Annotated in this window: 13 protein-coding genes; 7 read left to right on the top strand and 6 right to left on the bottom strand. The window is 57.9% G+C overall.

What is annotated here, in order from left to right; translation table 11 throughout:
- Window positions 1-10: 10 nt before the first annotated feature.
- The 4 genes from RBB81_RS02760 to RBB81_RS02745 form a co-directional block, all read right to left on the bottom strand.
- Window positions 11-1,618 (bottom strand): copper resistance D family protein, encoded by a 1,608-nt coding sequence (locus RBB81_RS02760; protein ID WP_353072640.1) that lies wholly within the window; start codon window positions 1,616-1,618, stop codon window positions 11-13.
- Between the two features lie 11 nt (window positions 1,619-1,629).
- Complete coding sequence (locus RBB81_RS02755; RefSeq protein WP_183791255.1) at window positions 1,630-1,995, bottom strand: copper resistance CopC family protein; 366 nt, start codon at window positions 1,993-1,995, stop codon at window positions 1,630-1,632.
- A gap of 49 nt (window positions 1,996-2,044) precedes the next feature.
- Window positions 2,045-3,364 carry a cytochrome P450 gene (locus RBB81_RS02750; RefSeq protein ID WP_183791257.1) on the bottom strand — a complete coding sequence of 440 codons (1,320 nt, stop codon included), beginning with the start codon at window positions 3,362-3,364 and terminating at the stop codon, window positions 2,045-2,047.
- A 173-nt stretch (window positions 3,365-3,537) separates the two neighbouring features.
- Window positions 3,538-4,680 carry a fatty acid desaturase family protein gene (locus RBB81_RS02745; RefSeq protein WP_353072639.1) on the bottom strand — a complete coding sequence of 381 codons (1,143 nt, stop codon included), beginning with the start codon at window positions 4,678-4,680 and terminating at the stop codon, window positions 3,538-3,540.
- A 423-nt stretch (window positions 4,681-5,103) separates the two neighbouring features.
- On the opposite strand from RBB81_RS02745, the gene RBB81_RS02740 reads away from it, so the two are divergent.
- The gene (locus RBB81_RS02740; RefSeq protein WP_353072638.1) at window positions 5,104-8,400 is read left to right on the top strand and encodes a thioester reductase domain-containing protein; all 3,297 of its coding nucleotides are present in this window, start codon (window positions 5,104-5,106) and stop codon (window positions 8,398-8,400) included.
- 4 nt (window positions 8,401-8,404) lie between these two features.
- Here RBB81_RS02740 and RBB81_RS02735 read toward each other — a convergent pair whose 3' ends face one another.
- Complete coding sequence (locus tag RBB81_RS02735) at window positions 8,405-9,169, bottom strand: hypothetical protein (protein ID WP_179586443.1); 765 nt, start codon at window positions 9,167-9,169, stop codon at window positions 8,405-8,407.
- 88 nt (window positions 9,170-9,257) lie between these two features.
- Here RBB81_RS02735 and RBB81_RS02730 point away from each other — a divergent pair, with 88 nt between their 5' ends.
- The gene (locus RBB81_RS02730) at window positions 9,258-11,576 is read left to right on the top strand and encodes an MMPL family transporter (RefSeq protein WP_353072637.1); all 2,319 of its coding nucleotides are present in this window, start codon (window positions 9,258-9,260) and stop codon (window positions 11,574-11,576) included.
- Between the two features lie 55 nt (window positions 11,577-11,631).
- Here the strand turns inward: RBB81_RS02730 and gyrB are convergent, their stop codons facing one another.
- On the bottom strand, window positions 11,632-14,283 hold the full coding sequence (gene gyrB, locus RBB81_RS02725) for a DNA topoisomerase (ATP-hydrolyzing) subunit B (protein WP_179586439.1): 2,652 nt from the start codon (window positions 14,281-14,283) through the stop codon (window positions 11,632-11,634).
- A gap of 421 nt (window positions 14,284-14,704) precedes the next feature.
- Between gyrB and RBB81_RS02720 the strand changes: the two genes are divergently transcribed.
- The 5 genes from RBB81_RS02720 (at window position 14,705) to RBB81_RS02700 (ending at window position 18,049) form a co-directional block, all read left to right on the top strand.
- Entirely contained in the window at window positions 14,705-14,992 is a 288-nt protein-coding gene (locus tag RBB81_RS02720) for a hypothetical protein (protein ID WP_353072636.1), read from the top strand.
- Window positions 14,993-15,049: 57 nt separating this feature from the next.
- Window positions 15,050-15,577, top strand: coding sequence for a GNAT family N-acetyltransferase (locus RBB81_RS02715; RefSeq protein ID WP_353072635.1), 528 nt, complete (start codon window positions 15,050-15,052; stop codon window positions 15,575-15,577).
- Between the two features lie 161 nt (window positions 15,578-15,738).
- Window positions 15,739-15,936 carry a 50S ribosomal protein L35 gene (rpmI, locus tag RBB81_RS02710; RefSeq protein WP_158790949.1) on the top strand — a complete coding sequence of 66 codons (198 nt, stop codon included), beginning with the start codon at window positions 15,739-15,741 and terminating at the stop codon, window positions 15,934-15,936.
- A 269-nt stretch (window positions 15,937-16,205) separates the two neighbouring features.
- Window positions 16,206-16,607, top strand: coding sequence for a 50S ribosomal protein L20 (rplT, locus tag RBB81_RS02705; RefSeq protein ID WP_179586433.1), 402 nt, complete (start codon window positions 16,206-16,208; stop codon window positions 16,605-16,607).
- Between the two features lie 89 nt (window positions 16,608-16,696).
- Window positions 16,697-18,049, top strand: coding sequence for an FAD-binding oxidoreductase (locus RBB81_RS02700; protein WP_353072634.1), 1,353 nt, complete (start codon window positions 16,697-16,699; stop codon window positions 18,047-18,049).
- Window positions 18,050-18,060 lie beyond the last annotated feature (11 nt).

The following is an 18,060-nucleotide window of genomic DNA, read 5'->3' as shown; positions in this document are numbered from 1 at the left end:
CGTGCAACCGTTAGGGCAGTTCGCGGTAATTCAGCAGAACAATGCCGACCAGTGCCAGGCACACCGGCCAGAGGTAACTGGCAATGCTGGCCATGCGGCTTCTGGGTAAACGCAGGTCTAGCCATCGGCTACAACCCGCGGTAATGCCAAGCAGGGCAACCGGGGTGTGGCTCAGCTCTGCAAGCATTGATTCCTTCACGTCCTTGGCCGAATGTTCGTGTGTCAACAACAGCGCGGCACCGAGAGCACACATTGCCGGAAAGACGTAACTGGCCCACCGCGCTTTTAACTTGCCTGCCTGCACCGCGCATTCGAATGCCGCGAAGACCACGATCAGGAGCGCCCCGACACGATGTTGCAGCACGTCGGGGGCGGCAAAACTCTGCCAGAAGGGACGTGGACCAAGAGGCCAGTTCTCCGGGTCAGCGCGCAGCAGGATGAAGACTGCCAAACCGGCAAAGGTCAGCGGCCAAAAGCGGGCCCAGCGCATCGTGCGATAACGGCTGAGAAGCGCCAGCAACCCGGCGATGAGCACAATCAGCCCTGCCCAATGATGGTTGTACTCCGACCATGCTCTGTCGATGTCGTCGCTCCCGACAGTTGCGACGAACTGACTGTCCTGCACGGCCTCTGCAAGTGAACTCGGAGCAGCAAGCGCAGTCAAGGGGGGACTGCTCATGCGCGGCGTCTCTGGATGCAAGCGGACGTAGATCTCGTGGGACGTCAGCCGGTCCTGAGCGTTCACATCGATCGCGGGCGCCTGTGCGGTCAGCGAAGCCGCCGTCAACACTGCGAGAAACCCGAGACAGACCTCCGCCTCGACAACCCGGCGCAACCGCACCAGTAAAGGCTCAGGATCGCAGGCCAGACGCCGAACCAAAAACCAATTTCCGGCGCCGAGCGTAATCATCGCCAGCAAAAGAAAGATCTTGGCAACCAGCATAATGCCGTAGGCCGTGGTGTACATTCCGCTCCACGATCCTACGTAAAACCAGGCCATGCCCACACCGGCCAATACAAGCGTCGCCGCGCCTATCAGCGCCATCCTGGAGTAACGCTGAGTCAACTGCCGGGCTTCGTTGGAGTCTTCGACGCGGCCCAGGGAGATCAACAGATACGCCATTGCGCCGATCCAGACAGCTGTGCCGAGATGATGGGCGGCAGTGAGAATCGCCAACAAAACGCGATGGTCGATGCGGGCTGCCGCGTGGCTGGTAGAGACCGTAGCCGCCAGCAACAGCAGGCTTAAGGGAAATAGCGCAACCGTGGCCTTATTGCTTTTGAATCGCGCACAGCTCCAGAGTCCAATCGCGAACAGGATTGCGAAAAAATCGGCACGGAAGAAGCCGGTCGTCGTCACATCCTTGAACGTCAAATCAGAGCCGCTCATCAGGATGGCGCCGGAGAAGGTGATCAGGGCAAGTTGGCCAACGACAAACGCGAGTGCCGCCATTCTGATACCGCGGCGGCAAAGATCCTCGACGGTCCCGCTCGCCCTCGCCGGGCGCACCACAGCCAGGAGAAAGGCAACGCCTCCGAGCAGCAGCGCCTCGAACGCCAGCGTCGCCGCGCGTGCTAAAACACTCAGCAGATCAATATCGCGCAGGAACCAGATCAAGAGGGAAGCCTCTATTCTACTTGGAACGGAACTTTACCACGCGTGATGTGTCCATCCGTTGCCAGTACCTGCCAGCGCAACACATAGGCCCCTTTAACCAGTCCGGTCAACTTGGCAGACAGCACCCCGGGTTCGGGCTCGCTCTCGATGGCGACCTTCTCTACTTTTCCGTCAGGCTCGAGCAGCGTCAAAGTCGAGTGCTCCATGTCGACTCGTGAATTGTATTTCAGGAGGACAGCGACCTCCGTTCCTGAGACGGTACTGTTCACCGCTGGCTGAGAGCTGACCAACACTGCGTGCGCCAACGCCACTCTGGGAATAGACAGCATAATACCGAAAGCAACAACGATTGTTGCTAGCGACCATGTCGTAAACATCCGACTGTTCCTACGCATATCCTTTTCCTTCCGCTTCGGTCGATTACCTCTATTCCTGAATGATCGCATGACGGTCGCGTGCGATTGCCTGGGTGAAGGTCATGCGGATTCCGTGCTTTGGTCGCAGGATCACCATCGGGCGCGCTTCGATCATCTGACCCGGAATCAGCTGAAAATCGTATTTTCTAAGCAGATCGCTCAGAATCATCAGGATTTGCAGCATCGCGTAGTGACCGCCGATACAGCCCCGCGGTCCGCCGCCGAAGGGCAGATGGGTGAAGGGCGTTTGCAACTTCTCGTTCGCTTTGGCAAAACGTTCCGGGTCAAAACTCTCCGGGCTCTCCCAGTAGCGCGGCGCATGGTGCGCGCCATACACGAACACAATGACTGTCGATCCTCGCGGTATGTCGACATCGCCAACGCGGTCGTCCGCGACAGCCATGCGATCGACCATCCAAAACGGTGGGTAGAGGCGCAGCGCCTCCAGGATGACCTGAGTGGTAAACGGCAACCTGGAAACATCGCCGAAGCTCAGTGGCGCGTCGCCGAGCACGGAATGGAACTCCTCCCGTATTCTTTCGAGGCAATCCGGACGCGAGCTTAGGAGATAGAGAAGCCATGACAGAGCGTTCGACGATGTTTCATGCCCGGCCACCAGGAGTTGCATGCTCTCGCTCAGGACCAGTTCATCGCTCATGCCCTCGCCGTCACTATAACGGGCGTCCATCAAGGTTTGCAGCAGATCGTTGCCGGGCGCCTGATGGCGGCGCGTCTTGATGTACTCCATAAGAACGCTGTCCGCGCGAGCCCGCATCTCTTCGTGTCTCCGCAGTTCGCCCGAGACCTCGAACCACGGATTCAGGTAGGGCTGAAGGGTTTGCCGAACGATGAATTCCTGGACAGTGCAGATCGTATTGCTGACGACGTCGATGTCTTCGTCCTTCAGTTTGGCGCCAAAGAGCGAACGAGCGACCATCGCGAAGGTCATCTTCATCAGTTGGGGATAGATATCGACGGGCCCGACGCGCACTTGTCTATCGAAATCCCGTAGCGACTCGGCGAGCGAATCCTGCATGATCGCCGACAGAGCCTCAAGTTGTTTTCGGTCAAAACCCTTCTGGATCAGACGTCGCTGTGTTTTCCAGGGCTCCCCGTGGGTAGTAAGAAGACCTTTGCCCAGGAAGTGGCCCATCCGCTTCACTTGAATTTCGGACTTCTGGTAATTGTCCGCGTTAGTCTTCAGCACGTGCTGAATGACCGCGGGATTGGTAGTAACGATGGCCTCTTTAATGCCACCCAGATAGAACCGGAATGTGTCGCCGAAGAGTTCGGTGTACTTGGACAAGACCTGCACAGGATTTGCGGCCATGGCGCGCGAATCCGCAAAAGAACGTGATCGTGAGACGGAGGGTATCTGTGCGGGCAACGTTACACCTCGCCGCCCGGACGGCTGTCCGAACACCTGCGTAGAACGGTGGGGAGTTTCATGTAGTTTGCCTGAAGCGATTGGGTAGCCATAGCTAAAAGACTAAACGCTCAAAATTAGTTTTCGTTTCCCAGTTGCTTCAAAAGTATCAGATGATGCCAGATTGCCCGGGTCATTGTCGGATGTTGGCGATAGGGGACGCCGAACTCTTCGGCGGTCTCCTTCACAATCCGGGTCAGTGGAGCGTAGTGGGTATGGCATACGAAAGGGCACAGATGATGCGCGATGTGATGGTTGAGGCCGCCCGTAAGCCAACCTACGACCGGATTGCTCGTTGCATAATCAGCCGTCGTCGCGAAGATGTGATAGACGCCGTTGTCGAACTCGCTGCGGTTCGAGGGGAAGTACGTTGTGTCGACAGTATGCGTCGTTTGGAATACCAGCGATACGGTCAAACCGATGATCAAGTGAACCAGCACGAATGCCCCAGCAACCAGCAGAGGCGATCTCCCCAGCACCACAACCGGCAAAATCAGCATGTACGTCAGGTAGAACGCCTTCCCCGCGAAGAGGATGAAGTACTCCCGCAGCGGATGCCTGTCGCGTTTCAGATAGTCGTGGGACGGGAAGAAGAAGCTCTCAAAGTCCCTGACGAAAACATAGTCCAGAGAGAACATCGCGTAAAAGAACAGCGCATAGATGTGCTGGAACCGATGCAGGGCCGAGCGCGGTTCATGCGGCGTAAATCGAAAGATGCTCCGCCCCGTAAGCGCGTCGTCTTCGCCGTGGACGTTGATGCAGGAGTGGTGGCCTCGGTGATGGAGGATGCGCCACATGTACGAGTTGATTCCGCAAACATCGAAGACATAGTTCAGGATCTTGTTTACCGATGGCACAGACGAGATGGCGTTGTGGTTGCTGTCATGGGCGATGTTCAGCAAGAGGAATGTCTGGGCGAGACCGCTCAAAACGTAGAGCGCAACGAACTTCCATGAACCCGGCTTCCACGCGTACAACGCGATCCAACTGCCTGCCAGCACCGCGAGACCCGCGGCGATCTTGACCCACATCGTTCGGTCGGCTTTGGGGGAGAGCTTCTGATCGGCAAAGAATCTGTCGAGGCGGCGGCGTAAGACCTTCGGGAAGGAAGACGAACCGGTTGGGTCACCCACCGACTGCCGTGGCCAGGCCTCAGGTGCAACCAGATCCTCTATCTCCGGCTTCAGGGTGATCACCGCTTCTTCGTTCCCAGACGTCACCCGGAGCCTCCACAATCCTGTTTAGTCTGCCCGGCGCATCCCGGTCGGTAGCTTCGGCGGCTCTGGACCAGCAGGGTATCTGTGGCCCACCACCGACAACGTCGAACCTTCATACTAGCGTGAAGATCCGGGGACAATCAAGCGAATTTGGGTTAGGGGTAGCCGGTTTGGGGCGCCTCCCCTTCCTGGAATCAGAGACTTGCCGCATTGCTTTGTAGCTCTGCTAACATAAGGCAACTGGATCGAACGATGCCAAGGCAGAGAATGTTTAATGCCTTTGTTCTTACATTCGGCCGTACTGTAATTCCGCACTCCGAGACTCAGTCATCTTTCACCTGACCAGGACACTGGGGAGCAGCGATAAGTTTAGTGTTTTGCGTACTGAGTTTTGCTATTTAACCTCGGGGGTATTGCTGATCTCTTATGGCGTCGATCTTAGATCAACTGGATAGGCTGGCAGAGGAACACCCACACAAACTCCTTTATTCGTACCTTGACCTGAACGGCAGCCCAATCGAGTGCTACTCGTACGGGTCGTTTATCGAGCGGACAAAGGCAATCGCCGGCCACTTGCTAAGGGAAGGTCGTTTCGCGGCGCAGGACCGGCTCCTGCTCGCCTACCCGCCGGGGCTCGAGATGATCTGCGCGTTCTTTGGTTGCGTGCGCGCCGGACTGATCCCCGTGCCGGTCTATCCTCCAAGCTCTCGTGGCTTCCAGAGTGCACTGTACAAGATGGTCCACATCGCCAAGGATTGCCAGGCGTCAGGGATCTTAACCAGCGCAGACTACCACGCGTCTCTGAAGACAAATCTCACCCGTAGTGGGGTCTCGGCATCCGGCGTCGACGTCGACTACATCTCCGGTCTCCCGTGGATTGTCACGGAAGAGTTCGTGGACAGGATTCCCAAAGAACCTTTCTTCGACACTTCAGAGATTCTGTTTCTCCAGTACACATCGGGTTCGACGATGGAGCCCAAGGGTGTGATGGTGACGCACGAAAACATCCTCGACACCTGTCCGCTCGTGATCGACCATGATGACCCGGTCGTCGTATCCTGGCTCCCGCAGTATCACGATATGGGTCTGATCGGGTGCTATCTCTATCCTGCGCTGAGAGGCGGCACAACCTACGGCTTCTCTTCCATGGACTTCATTCAGCGGCCGATCCTGTGGTTCGACACGATCACAGCGTATCGGGCGACGGCGACGGCGGCTCCCAACTTCGCTTATGACTATTGCCTTCGCGCCGGGAGACTCTCCAAGGAGAGCCTGAAAGAGTGCGATCTCAGCTCCCTCCGAGTGTTGATGTGCGCTGCTGAACCCGTAAAAGCGGATACCTTCACACGCTTTCTAGAGACGTTTGAGACCTACGGGCTGAAGTCAGAGAGCTTTTATGCCGCCTTCGGGCTGGCTGAGAACACTCTTGCGGTTTCGCTCGGCGGCCGCACCATCGTTTCCGTCAACAAGCGTGCCCTCGCACTGGGTAAGGCGCGCATGACGACAGAGGTTTCAGAGATCGACGGAGCAACGCAGATCGTTAGCTGCGGTACTCCGCTCGCAGGGATGGACGTTAAGATCGTCGATCCGGAACAACACGTCGCTCTCAAGCCCGGTCACATCGGTGAGATTTGGATCGCAGGACGCGGCAAGTGCCTCGGTTACTGGAACAATCCAGAGCTGACGCTGAAGCAGTTTCGCGCGCGGCTCGTGGATGATAGCCCCTATGACGACGGCTACCTCAGGACCGGCGACATGGGATTCTTCCATGACGGCGAACTCTTCGTCTGCGGCCGCATCAAGGACATGATCATCCTTCGCGGACAGAACCATTACCCGCAGGATATCGAGAACGTCGTCGAGAGAGCGTCGGGCCTGATCCGGAACAACTGCATCGCCGCCTTCCAGATTCACGAAGACAGCGAGCCAGCGCTGGCAATCGTGGCCGAAGTGAAGAATCCTAAGTCTCTTCCAGATGCGCGAAAGATCGCCGCTGCGGTCCGCAACTATCTCAACGTGGAAGTCGCGTTGATCTCCTTCATCGCGCCTCGCGCGATCCCGAGAACGAGTTCAGGCAAGATCATGCGCCACAAGACCAAACACATGTGGCTGCAAGGTGAGTTCAGCGTTCTCTCCGAGTTTTCGCGGGAGAAGGACGCCGGGTCGTGCGAGTCCGGCTCCGGCGTGCAGTCTTCGTTTGACGAACTGAAGGCCCGCTACAACCTGACAGGCATGGAGTCGTACAACCTGGTAGAAGCGGGGCTCGACTCCCTGGATCTTGTGGTGTTCATGCATGAGCTCAAGGAGCTTCTGAAGGAAAAGGGCGCAGACATGCTGGCCCGGCAGGTCGATATCGGAGTCATTCAGCAGGTCAGCGTCGCTGATCTGTTTCGACTGGCGGCACAGTTGGAGAGTGCGCCCGAAGAGGCACTCGTTCATCTGCGTCATTCCCTGGCAGCCTTCCGTGATGGCCAGCGTGCGGCGGAAAAAGAGATGATGAGCAACGATAGGAATCTCATCTTCACCCCTCCGGTGCCTGAACCTTTGCCCGAGATACCGGTTCCGAATCATGTGCTCCTGACCGGGGGGACCGGTTTCATTGGACCATTCCTCATGAAGAGCCTGCTGGAACAGACGCGCGCGAAGATCTATGTTCTGGTCAGGTCCTCCGACGAGGTTCAGGGCAGGCAACGTCTGCGTGCCGCGATGGAAACGATGGGGCCCTGCCCCGCCAGGCTGATGCAGACGTTTGAGGCTCGCGTCATTCCAATCTGCGGCGATCTCGGGCTGCCAATGCTCGGCCTGACGCAGGATGTCTGGGATTTCCTCGCCAGTGAAATCGACACGGTGTTCCACAACGGGGCGACCGTGAACTACTTGTTCAACTACGACCGCATGCGTGACGCGAACGTGATGGGAACCAACGAGGTCTTGAGACTTGCGTTTGAAGGACGGTCTAAAGAATTCAACTACGTCTCGACAACCTTCGTGTTTGGATGGGCTGTCAAATCGGTCCTGTATGAGACCGACTTCAACAAAAATATGGAGCTTCTCGACTTTGGATACAGCCAGTCCAAATGGGTAGCAGAGCAAGTTGTTGCGGACGCGCGCAGCCGCGGGCTCTCCACTCGCATCTTCCGGCCCGCTCTCGTCAGTCCCTCGGTTTCGGGCGGAGGCAACAACTTCGACATCGCCGTTCGCCTGGTAGCATTCATGGTCAATCACGGCATTGGAGTCGATGCTCTCAACCAGGTGAGTTTCGTTCCTGCGGATATTGTCGCGAACAATATCGTTGCGATCTCCACGACTCCCGGCACGGCGAATAAAACCTACCACGTGGTGCGGGACGACTATGCGAACATGCTCGACATTACCGGGCTCATTACCAAGTCGACCGGGCGGCAGTTCGAAATATTCAGCATCTCGGAGTTCGTTCCCGAGCTAATCCGGAGATGCCGGAAGGAAGATCTACTCTTTCCCTTGCTGGATTTTCTCGTTGGCTCTGTGGACAACATCTCCGCGATGGAGTTCAAGCGCTATGAGAGTTCCTCCTACCAGGAGGCGCGCGATGCCTCTACGTGGGGCATTGCGGATCCGTCGCTTGAGGACACGGTCGCTGGCATTCTGAAATTCATGCACCGCAAGGGGATCATTTCGGTTGCCGCTCGCGAACTCAGCACTGCCTCATCGCTCGCTGAACCCCTCGCCTTCACGGACGCATAACTCGCTATTGCTTTTTGAACACTAGCCTCTCGGTCAGCTGCTGGCCGGTCTCCAACGTGCCCGTGGTGGACAGCGTCATCTGCTGTCCATCCGCAGAGACCGCCCACCGATCCTTTTGCGTCACTTGATTGTCTCGCCGGTAAATCGAATCCACCGTGTGAGCATCGACAAGTCCAAGCGTCACGGTATCGTTGCGCGAGTTTTTCAGGTCGTACTGCTTCCCGTCAAAACGCGCCGTGTAGCTGAACTCACCCAGAAAACGAACCCCGCCACCTCCCTCCGGCTCAATCCTAAGCGCCAGACCTTGTCGCAAGCGAGTCTTGCCGAGATCCTGCGTCCACTCGCCCGCCAGTAAGTCGCGCCCGGTCTTCGCGCCTCCGGTCCGATTCCATACTGTGATCTGGTCAGCATGGCCCGGACTCGCGGTCGTGACTGTAAGCTCGTTCCCATCCTTCGAGAGCCTCTCGCGAACGGTCGCCACGAGGGCTCCGTCCTTCTTCTCCTTCACCTCGGCCTGCCTCTTATCGATCCTGCGCAGCTCGACCTGATTGAACCCCGGATTGCCTGGGACGGGCGCGCCGTGTCCACCTGCTTTCGCCGTGAAATCGAGATGGGTCTCGCCGGACATCACCACGTGCACTGCATCACGGACATCTGTCACAGAGAGCCTGTTGGGAGGATTCAGGCTGGACTGCGCGGAGATCAGCGTCCAGGAGCCAATGCGGGGATCGGCGGCTCCCGATGGAAAGGCGGCAAGCAGTACGAGCAATACGAATTTAAGGATTGATCCTCCTAGTCAGACGGAACCAATTTAGCAGATTGAGAAACCCGGGTTCGATTCAAATCCGGGCACTTCAATGAGAGCTCCGAAGTATTTTGATGCCATCGGAGTATCCCACATCATCTACCTGCCGGCTATTTTGTATGACATCATGGGTCTCATGCATGTGCGCCGTCTCTGGGTGGCCGGGGTAGTTCTTGTCACCGCCATTGCGCTTCTTCCATTCTCTTTTCACGCCGAGCGCCATCTGGAGACGGCAACCCGCGTCGAAGGCAGCGAGGCGGAGAGTGTCCGGCAGGAGTTGGCCAGTCGTTTTCGTTCGCCATTCGTTGACCGTGTGGTCCTTGTCATCCAAGGACTTCCACCCGCCGACTCCGACGAGGGCGCGCAAGCCTTAGCAACCATTGTGGCGGCATTGAGACAGGAACCAGGCGTTTCCGGAGTCGTCTCCCACCTCGAGCTGCGTGATCCCATCTTTCTCGGTCGGGGAGGCGGAACGTTTGTTCTAGTCGGACTCGCGTCAACCGAGGGGCCCGTCGAGTCGCTCGTTCCTAAGCTCCATGTCCTTGCAACCTCTCTTGAAGATCAGTTGCGGCCCCGTTATCCAGCCGTGAAGCTCGAACTGACCGGTGAGATCCCACTCAACTTCGACATTCGCAAAGCAAGCGCCGACGATGTGCGCCGCGGCGAGAGCCTCGTCATTCCCGCAACCCTCGCCCTTCTGCTGGTTGCATTCGGCAGCCTCGTCGCCGCCCTGATTCCCTTAGCCGTCGGCCAGCTTGCCATCGCGGTCACTCTGGCGATCACCGGTTTACTGGCCCACCGCTGGCACCTGTCCATTCTGGTTCAGAATCTGGCCACTATGCTCGGGCTTGGCTTGGGAATCGACTACGCACTCCTCATGGTCAGCCGCTTCCGGGAAGCCATCTCCGCCGGGCACGATGGACCCGCAGCCTCGGTCATCGCAGCGCGCCAGGCAGGTCGTACGCTTTTGATCTCGGCTTCGACCGTAGCCATCGGATTCCTGGCCCTCCTGACGGTCCCCATCAGCGAAATCCGTTCCATCGGTATCGCGGGATTCCTCGTAGCGGGGTTGAGTGTGTTGCTTACAAATACCCTCGTTCCGGCGGTGCTGGCATTGCTCGGTTCGCGAATTGACCTTGGACGGATGCCCTTTACTCCAAAGTTGGATTCGACTCGGGCCGCACGTACGGGAATTCGCTGGCGGAGATGGGGAAGGGTGATCGTCGCCCATCCCTGGCTTGCACTTGTCCTCGCAGGGACCCCCTTGCTTCTGCTCGCGTGGCAGGCTACACACCTCGATACCAGTGTTCCCAGGGGAGACTGGCTTCCGCCCGCGGCAGAGTCGGTCCACGCGCTCCACACCCTGGAACAAATGGATCGAGCCGGCGTTGTTCAATCCTTGCGCGTCGTTCTCGAACTCCCAACTGACTCCATTGCGCAGACCGACGCAGGGTGGAATGTGCTCGATCGTCTCACGAAGCAGCTCGCAAGCGACCCGCGTTGCGCCCGCGTTATCTCAATCACGTCCATTGCGGAGAGCAACCGGTCGTCCCTCAGTAGTCTTTCGCGAGAGACGCGTCGAACGTTTCTGAGTGCTGACGGACGTGCCGCGCTGCTTGAGGTTTTACCCGCGGCCTCGGTCTCCCTGCGCGATCAGGTCAACTGGGTGCGCGAGCTCCGCAAGACCGGTGCCGCAGCCCTTACCGGAGTGCCCGGTGCCTCGCTAACCATTGGTGGCATCCCGGCACTCAACGCCGACTATCAGACGATCGTCGGGGACCGCTTTTCGTCAGTAGCAGCTCTGGTAGTGGTGGGAACTCTCCTGGCGCTTCTGGGCGGGTTCCGGTCACTCTTCGCCGCCGTCAAGGCCATCGTACTCAACCTCCTCTCCGTTGCAGCCTCCTTCGGAGCATTGGTCTTAGTCTTCCAGGACGGACGCGGAAGTAGCTTGCTGGGAGTTCCTGGCGGAACCGGTAGTATCTTCCCCCTTGTGCCTATCGTCGCCTTTGCCATCGTTTTCGGACTAAGTATGGACTACGAAGTGTTTTTAGTCGCACGGGTTCTCGAAGCCAGGAGGAGCGGGCTGAGTGAAGCGGACGCAATTCCGGAAGGGATGGCTCGAACCGCTGGCCTGATTACGAGCGCTGCCGCAATCATGATCGTGGTATTCGCGGCATTCACCTTCGGAAACTTCCTGGTAGTCAAGATGATCGGATTTACCCTGGCGGTCGCCGTATTTATCGACGCGACACTGGTTCGTATCGTGATCGGTCCCGCGCTCCTTCGCGTTGCAGGCGATTGGAATTGGTGGCCCGGCGGACTCGACACGACCAGCAGGGAGCCCACCACCACGGCAGCGAGCCGCGAATAAAGCTACCTTATTCGCGGCTCAACTCCGTCGTCTCGATCCAGAGCCAACCTACAGCCTAGATATCCAGGTTCTTCACGTCCAGGGCATTCTCTTCGATGAACTTGCGCCTGCTCTCTACGTCCTCACCCATCAGGGTCGTAAAGATCTCTTCACAGGCCGCGATGTCTTCGAGCTTCACCTGCAGCAGCGTACGTCGCTCGGGATCCATCGTCGTCTCCCATAGCTGCGGAGCCGTCATCTCACCCAGTCCCTTATACCGCTGAACCTGATACTCCTTCTTGCCTTGTTCGATCACATACTCGAACACTTCGCGCGCCGTCTTCTTCTCGACCGGATCTTGAGACGCCTTGCTCGCTCTCTTGCTTGGCTTTACCTCTGCCACCGTTCCTGGAGCCGCGGCGAGCTCCGAGACACCTTCTTCCGAAGCAATCTCCTCAGCCTCTTCTGCAGCAGTCTCCGCTTTGGTCTTTGTCGCATACTCGATAAAGAACGGAGCCACTAACTGCTCCTTGATCTGTGCATGCTTGGCCAGCATCTGCCGGCTCTCCGGGGCTGAAGCCAGCGCCCAGTCAATCGTTCTCACTGCGCCCTGCGCATCGGTATAGCTAACCGAGTAGCTCCTGTGCTCCTCGTCCATCACGACGTCGCCAACATTCTTGAACTGGTAGGTCTTCTGCATTCCCACTAGCCGCTCGCGCATGGCTTCCACCTTGGCCGGTGTTTCGAAGTCCACGCGTCGCACAGAATCCTTACCCTCATGAGCAAACAACTCAGCGAACGCCTGCGTCACGTCATCATTCCGCAACCGCTTCTGCACCTTATCGAAGAAGCTAAGATAGTCGTTCAACTGGCCCATGTACTTCGTCAGTGCAGCGCCTTCGAGCCTGCCGCCGTCTTTGCCGTAACGAATCACCATGCCATCCGACGCACGCTTCACCATCACGCTCACATACTCGCGATCGTCTTTGATGTACTGCTCGAACTTGCCCTTTTTGATGCGATACAGCGGCGGCTGAGCGATATAAACATGTCCCCGCTTGATCAGCTCCGTCATATGGCGGAAGAAGAACGTCAACAACAGCGTGCGGATGTGCGATCCGTCGACGTCAGCATCGGTCATCAGAATCAACTTGCCATACCGCAGCTTGCTCGCATCGAAGTCGTCTTTGCCGATGCCGCAGCCCAGCGCAGTAATCATGGCGCGAATCTCTTCGTGCCCCAGCATCTTGTCGTAGCGGGCCTTCTCCACGTTGAGAATCTTTCCCTTCAACGGCAGAATCGCCTGGAACTTCCGGTCGCGCCCCTGCTTGGCCGTTCCACCCGCGCTCTCTCCCTCGACCAGATAAAGCTCACACCGATCCGGCTGCCGCTCCGAGCAGTCTGCCAGCTTCCCAGGCAGTCCGCCGCCATCAAGAGCACCCTTGCGCCGAGTCAAATCCCTTGCCTTACGAGCAGCCTCACGCGCTCGCGCTGCATCGATCGCCTTATTGATAATCTTCTTCGCAACCGAAGGGTTCTGCTCGAGAAACGCACCCAGCCGCTCATTCACAAACGCCTGCACCGTTCCTGCGATATCCGAGTTCAGCTTGCCCTTCGTCTGTCCTTCAAACTGCGGCTGGCTAAGCTTCACGCTGATCACAACAACCAGTCCTTCGCGCACATCGTCCCCGCTCAGGTTCTCCTTCACGTCCTTGAACAGACCCAGAGACTGCCCCGCCGCGTTGATCGTCCTGGTCAGCGCTGTCTTGAAGCCCGAGAGGTGCGTGCCCCCATCAACCGTGTTGATGTTGTTCGCGAAGGTAAACACGGTCTCGGAGTAGGCATCGTTATACTGCAGCGCAATCTCCATGGCCACGTTGTCCCGCTCGGCCTCCATGTAGATCGGCTTGTCATGCAGCACCGCCTTGCCCTTGTTCAGGTGCTTGATAAACTCCGCGATCCCGCCGATGTACTTGAACTCCTGGTGCTTGTACTCCCCGGTCTTCGAGTCCGTCGTGCGCTGGTCCGTCAGATGGATCTCCAGCCCCTTATTCAAAAAGGCGAGCTCCCTCAACCGTTGCGCCAGCGTGTCGTAGTTGAACTCCGTCACCGTAAAGATCGACTTGTCCGGCAGAAAATGCACCTTCGTGCCCTTGCGCGTCGACGAGCCCATCTTACGCAGCTTGCTGATCGGCGCACCCTTCGAGTAGTCCTGCTCCCACGCATGACCATCGCGCCAGATCTCGACGTCAAACTCTTCGCTCAACGCATTGACGCAGCTCACGCCGACGCCATGCAAACCACCCGAAACCTTGTAGTTCGACGCATCGAACTTACCGCCCGCATGCAGCATCGTGAGAACAACCTGCACCGCCGGCATCTTCTCGCCGTTGATCACCTTGTCGTCGACCGGAATTCCACGGCCATCATCGACCACCGTAATCGAATTATCGACATGGATCGTCACATCGATCTTCGTCGCATGCCCACCCAGTGCCTCGTCAACCGAGTTATCGACCACCTCATACACCAGGTGATGGAGCCCCTGCTCGCCGGTAGAGCCGATATACATCGCCGGTCTCAGACGAACCGCCGCCAGGCCTTCCAGAACGGTGATGTTCTCGGCCGAATAGCCGCCGCCTTCTTTTCCTTTTGCAGGAGCGTCCTTGATTTTGCCAGCTTCAAGCTCTAAAAGAGCACCTTCGGTGGGGATTGCAGTCGATGCCATGTATCTCCGTTCAGCGGTTGCTGAAGTTGCAGGATTTTCAGCCCGTCCCGTGTCCGCGCAATCCGCGAAAACCCGCGCCGTTACAGCGCTTTACACACGTTCTAGCCTGACTCTCAGTGTCTTAAGTATAGCACGCGGAAGGGGCCTTGTACCCCTCCCCGCACCTGCCCTGATCCGTCCCGCACTGCAATCCCTGGCCCATCGGTAACCAGCGCCGCTGCTCCGAAAGTTGTACTCCCCTAACCCATGCGGCTTGTTATGCTTCGGCTCGTAACTCCCCGAGGTGAACCAATGAAATTGAACCGTTTGATCGCTGTCTCGATCGTTGGATTCTCACTGCTCACAACCTCCAGCTCAGCCTTCGCCTGTGATCATGATCACGATAGCGGCAGCTCGTGGTCCTGGTTCGGCTGGTGCCATCATGATCACGACCATGACCACGACGGTGGTGGTAACGGCGGCAACGGCGGTAACTGCCCCGGCCACGGCGGCAGCAGCACTGGTGGTGGCGGCAGCAGCAGTGCTGGTGGCGGCGGCAGCACTGGTGGTGGCGGCAGCACTGGTGGTGGCGGCAGCACTGGTGGTGGTGGTTCCTCCGTTGGTCCAAAGGGATAACGGAACACGTAATCCTAACTACCCGACAAACGCTCGCGAGAGCCCAACGATGACCCTCTTCGGAGGGTCATTTTTATTGTTCGGGACGAGATAGGTTTTCAACCAGAGCTTTCTTTTCCAGCCAGAAAGGGAGAAGGCATAATTATTGAAGATGATCTTTGTTCCCGCTACTTATGCTGACGTCGACGAGCTCGCCACCTTTGTTAACAATGCCTACAGAGGCAAAAGCGCTGAAGCTGGATGGGCAAGCGAAGCGAAGGTGATAGGCGGGCAGAGAATCGACTCGGCCATCCTTGCCGACACCATCGCAAACGGTAAAGCCACCATTCTCTTGATGCGTGACGCCGACAACGCCCCTCTCGCGGGCTGTGTGTCGCTTGAGTCCACTGACGAGCCGGCGGTGTGGTATCTCTCGATGCTTGCGATAGACCCTCAGCGCCAGGCCGAGCGGCTTGGACGCACGCTCCTGTCTTATGCCGAAGATCACATGAAAGCCCGTGGAGCGCAGCGAGTCAGGATTACCGTGATCTGGCTTCGTCATACGCTCGTCGAGTGGTATGAGCGTCGCGGATATCGTCGCACGGGCAAGACAGAGCCATTCCCCTACGGCGATCAACGCTTTGGAATGCCGCTTCGTGACGACCTCTACTTTGAGGTCTTCGAGAAAGCCCTCAATTAGCATCTCCCCCTATGACCACTAACATCAAGTCTCTTATTTACATGGGTTTGCGGCGATGGTTCGAGCGCTTCCCAATGCCGCCTAAATAAGATCGGTCCGCAGTCACAACCCTCGTATATACTTAGAAAGTTGTCCAGAACACAGTTTTCGTCAGGAACACCATGCCAAAGTTGAAGACACACAGCGGCGCAGCCAAGCGCTTTCATAAGACCGGCACCGGCAAGTTCAAGCGCGGCCAGTCCAAGATGCGCCACATCCTCACATCGAAGGCCACCAAGACCAAGCGCAAGCTCGGCGGGTCGGCGCTTATCTCTGATGCGGATCATCACAAGGTTGCCCGGATGCTTCCTTACGCCTGATAGAAAGACCAAAGAGGGTCTTTCGTTTTTAGGAATAAGGAGCATAAGTTTTTCAAGTCGAGCCGCTCAAAAGCAAAGGGTCAGCAAAGCGTTACGGCCCCTGGAAGCGCGTCAGCGATTCCACCGAGACTTGAAGTTGCATAGCGAGTGAAGAGGCTACATCGTCGTTCTCACGAGGCTCTTTCAGAACACCAACCAGTTCTGATTGAGACGAGAATGCGACCCTTACCTCCAGCCGCTTAAACGAAGTACGCAAAAGGAGAAGCACGATGCCCCGTGTAAAACGGAGTACAAAACGCAACGATCGCCGCAAAAAGATCCTGAAGCGCGCGAGCGGTTACTTCCTCACCAAGTCCAAGCTCTATCAGGCTGCTCAGGAAGCCGTCGAGCGCGGACTCAAGTTCGCCTACACCGGCCGTAAGCAGAAGAAGCGCCAGTTCCGCGCCCTCTGGATCGTCCGCATCAATGCAGCCTGCCGCATCAACGGCATGAGCTACTCGACCTTCATCAACGGCCTCAAGCTCGCCGGCAATCAGCTCGACCGCAAGGTTCTCGCTGACATCGCCGCCAACGACGCAGCTGGTTTTGCCGCTCTTACCGAGCAGGCAAAGTCAGCCCTGAAGATTGCAGCAGACAAGCACGCCGCAAATCGCACCTCTGCTGCCGCCTAACCGCACAGCAGTTTCAGTAGGAGGCACGGCACACGCTGTGCCTCTTCGTTTTTAATCCCGCCGCCGCTCTGAACCAGTATCCTGTCCCTATGCCAGATCCAACCGCAACACAGGAAGCGACCTCTCTAGTGCAATCTCCCTTCGAATCCTGGGGCCGCTATCCTACCTACGGAGCAAAACTCCTCCCGCTCCACTGGCAGAGCGACTTTCCCGCACTCACCGCCAACCTCCACAACGGTGTGCTCCCTGTCGGCATGGGACGCAGCTATGGCGACGTCTGCCTCCTCAAAGACGGCAACCTCCTCGTCACCACCGCAATGAATCGCCTCATCGACTTCGAGCCCGAGACCGGCCTCCTCACTGCCGAAGCCGGTGTCACCCTCGCCCAGATCCTCGACTTCGCCGTTCCCCGTGGCTTCTTCCTTCCCGTCACGCCCGGCACAAAATATGTAACCCTCGGCGGAGCAATCGCCAACGACATCCACGGCAAGAACCACCACACCGCCGGAACCTTTGGCCGACACGTCACGCAGTTCGAGCTCGTCCGCTCCGACGGCTCCCGCATGATCTGCTCCCCGACGGAAAACACCGAGTTCTACGCCGCAACCATCGGCGGTCTCGGACTCACCGGCGTCATCACCTGGGCCATGCTCCGCCTCAAGCCCATCGTCTCCCGCAAGATCGACTACGAAGGCATCCAGTTCCACGGCATCGACGAGTTCCTCGACCTCACCAACCAGGCCAGCGACGTCGAGTACACCGTCAGCTGGGTCGACGTCACCTCGACCGGCCGCAACTTTGCCCGCGGCGTCTTCATGCAGGGCGATCACTCCGGCCGCAAAGACGACCTCAAACCCTCCCCCAAGCCAAAACTCATCTTCCCCTTCGAAGCCCCCGGCTTCGCCCTCAACGCTCTCTCCGTCAGCCTCTTCAACACAGCCTTCTTTCATAAGCAGATTCACAAACGCGTCGTCGCCCTCCAGGACTACGAGCCCTTCTTCTACCCGCTCGACAAGGTCCTCCGCTGGAACCGGATGTACGGCAAGCGCGGGCTCCTCCAGTTCCAGTACGTCATTCCATGGGAGCACGCCAAAGAGGGAACCGTCGCGATCCTCCGCGAAGTCGCCAAATCAGGCCTCGCCAGCTTTCTCGCCGTGCTCAAAGCCTTTGGTGACGTCCCCTCTCCCGGCATGATGAGCTTTCCCAAACCGGGCATCACCCTCGCCCTCGACTTTCCCATCAAGCCCGACAAGAGCTTCCCACTCTTTCAGCGCCTCGCCGACATGACACTCGAGTTCGGCGGCCGCCTCTATCCGGCCAAAGATGCCGCCATGACGGCCCCTCAGTTCCAGGCCTTCTACCCTCAGTGGCAGCACTTCGCTCAATACCGTGACCCCCTGCTCACCTCGAGCTTCTGGGAGCGCGTCACTCCAAATTCATAAGACCGGACACC

It is taken from the genome of Tunturibacter gelidoferens (assembly GCF_040358255.1).
GTDB classification, from domain to species: Bacteria; Acidobacteriota; Terriglobia; order Terriglobales; family Acidobacteriaceae; genus Edaphobacter; species Edaphobacter gelidiferens.
This window is presented reverse-complemented; position numbering and strand designations above follow the sequence as displayed.

Coding starts and splice junctions, on each gene's coding strand:
- RBB81_RS02755 (WP_183791255.1), bottom strand. CDS start 1,995: ATGTTTACGACATGGTCGCTAGCAACAATCGTTGTTGCTTTCGGTATT.
- RBB81_RS02730 (WP_353072637.1), top strand. CDS start 9,258: ATGAGAGCTCCGAAGTATTTTGATGCCATCGGAGTATCCCACATCATC.
- RBB81_RS02700 (WP_353072634.1), top strand. CDS start 16,697: ATGCCAGATCCAACCGCAACACAGGAAGCGACCTCTCTAGTGCAATCT.
- RBB81_RS02740 (WP_353072638.1), top strand. CDS start 5,104: ATGGCGTCGATCTTAGATCAACTGGATAGGCTGGCAGAGGAACACCCA.
- gyrB (WP_179586439.1), bottom strand. CDS start 14,283: ATGGCATCGACTGCAATCCCCACCGAAGGTGCTCTTTTAGAGCTTGAA.
- rplT (WP_179586433.1), top strand. CDS start 16,206: ATGCCCCGTGTAAAACGGAGTACAAAACGCAACGATCGCCGCAAAAAG.
- rpmI (WP_158790949.1), top strand. CDS start 15,739: ATGCCAAAGTTGAAGACACACAGCGGCGCAGCCAAGCGCTTTCATAAG.
- RBB81_RS02720 (WP_353072636.1), top strand. CDS start 14,705: ATGATCACGACCATGACCACGACGGTGGTGGTAACGGCGGCAACGGCG.
- RBB81_RS02750 (WP_183791257.1), bottom strand. CDS start 3,364: ATGGCCGCAAATCCTGTGCAGGTCTTGTCCAAGTACACCGAACTCTTC.
- RBB81_RS02715 (WP_353072635.1), top strand. CDS start 15,050: ATGATCTTTGTTCCCGCTACTTATGCTGACGTCGACGAGCTCGCCACC.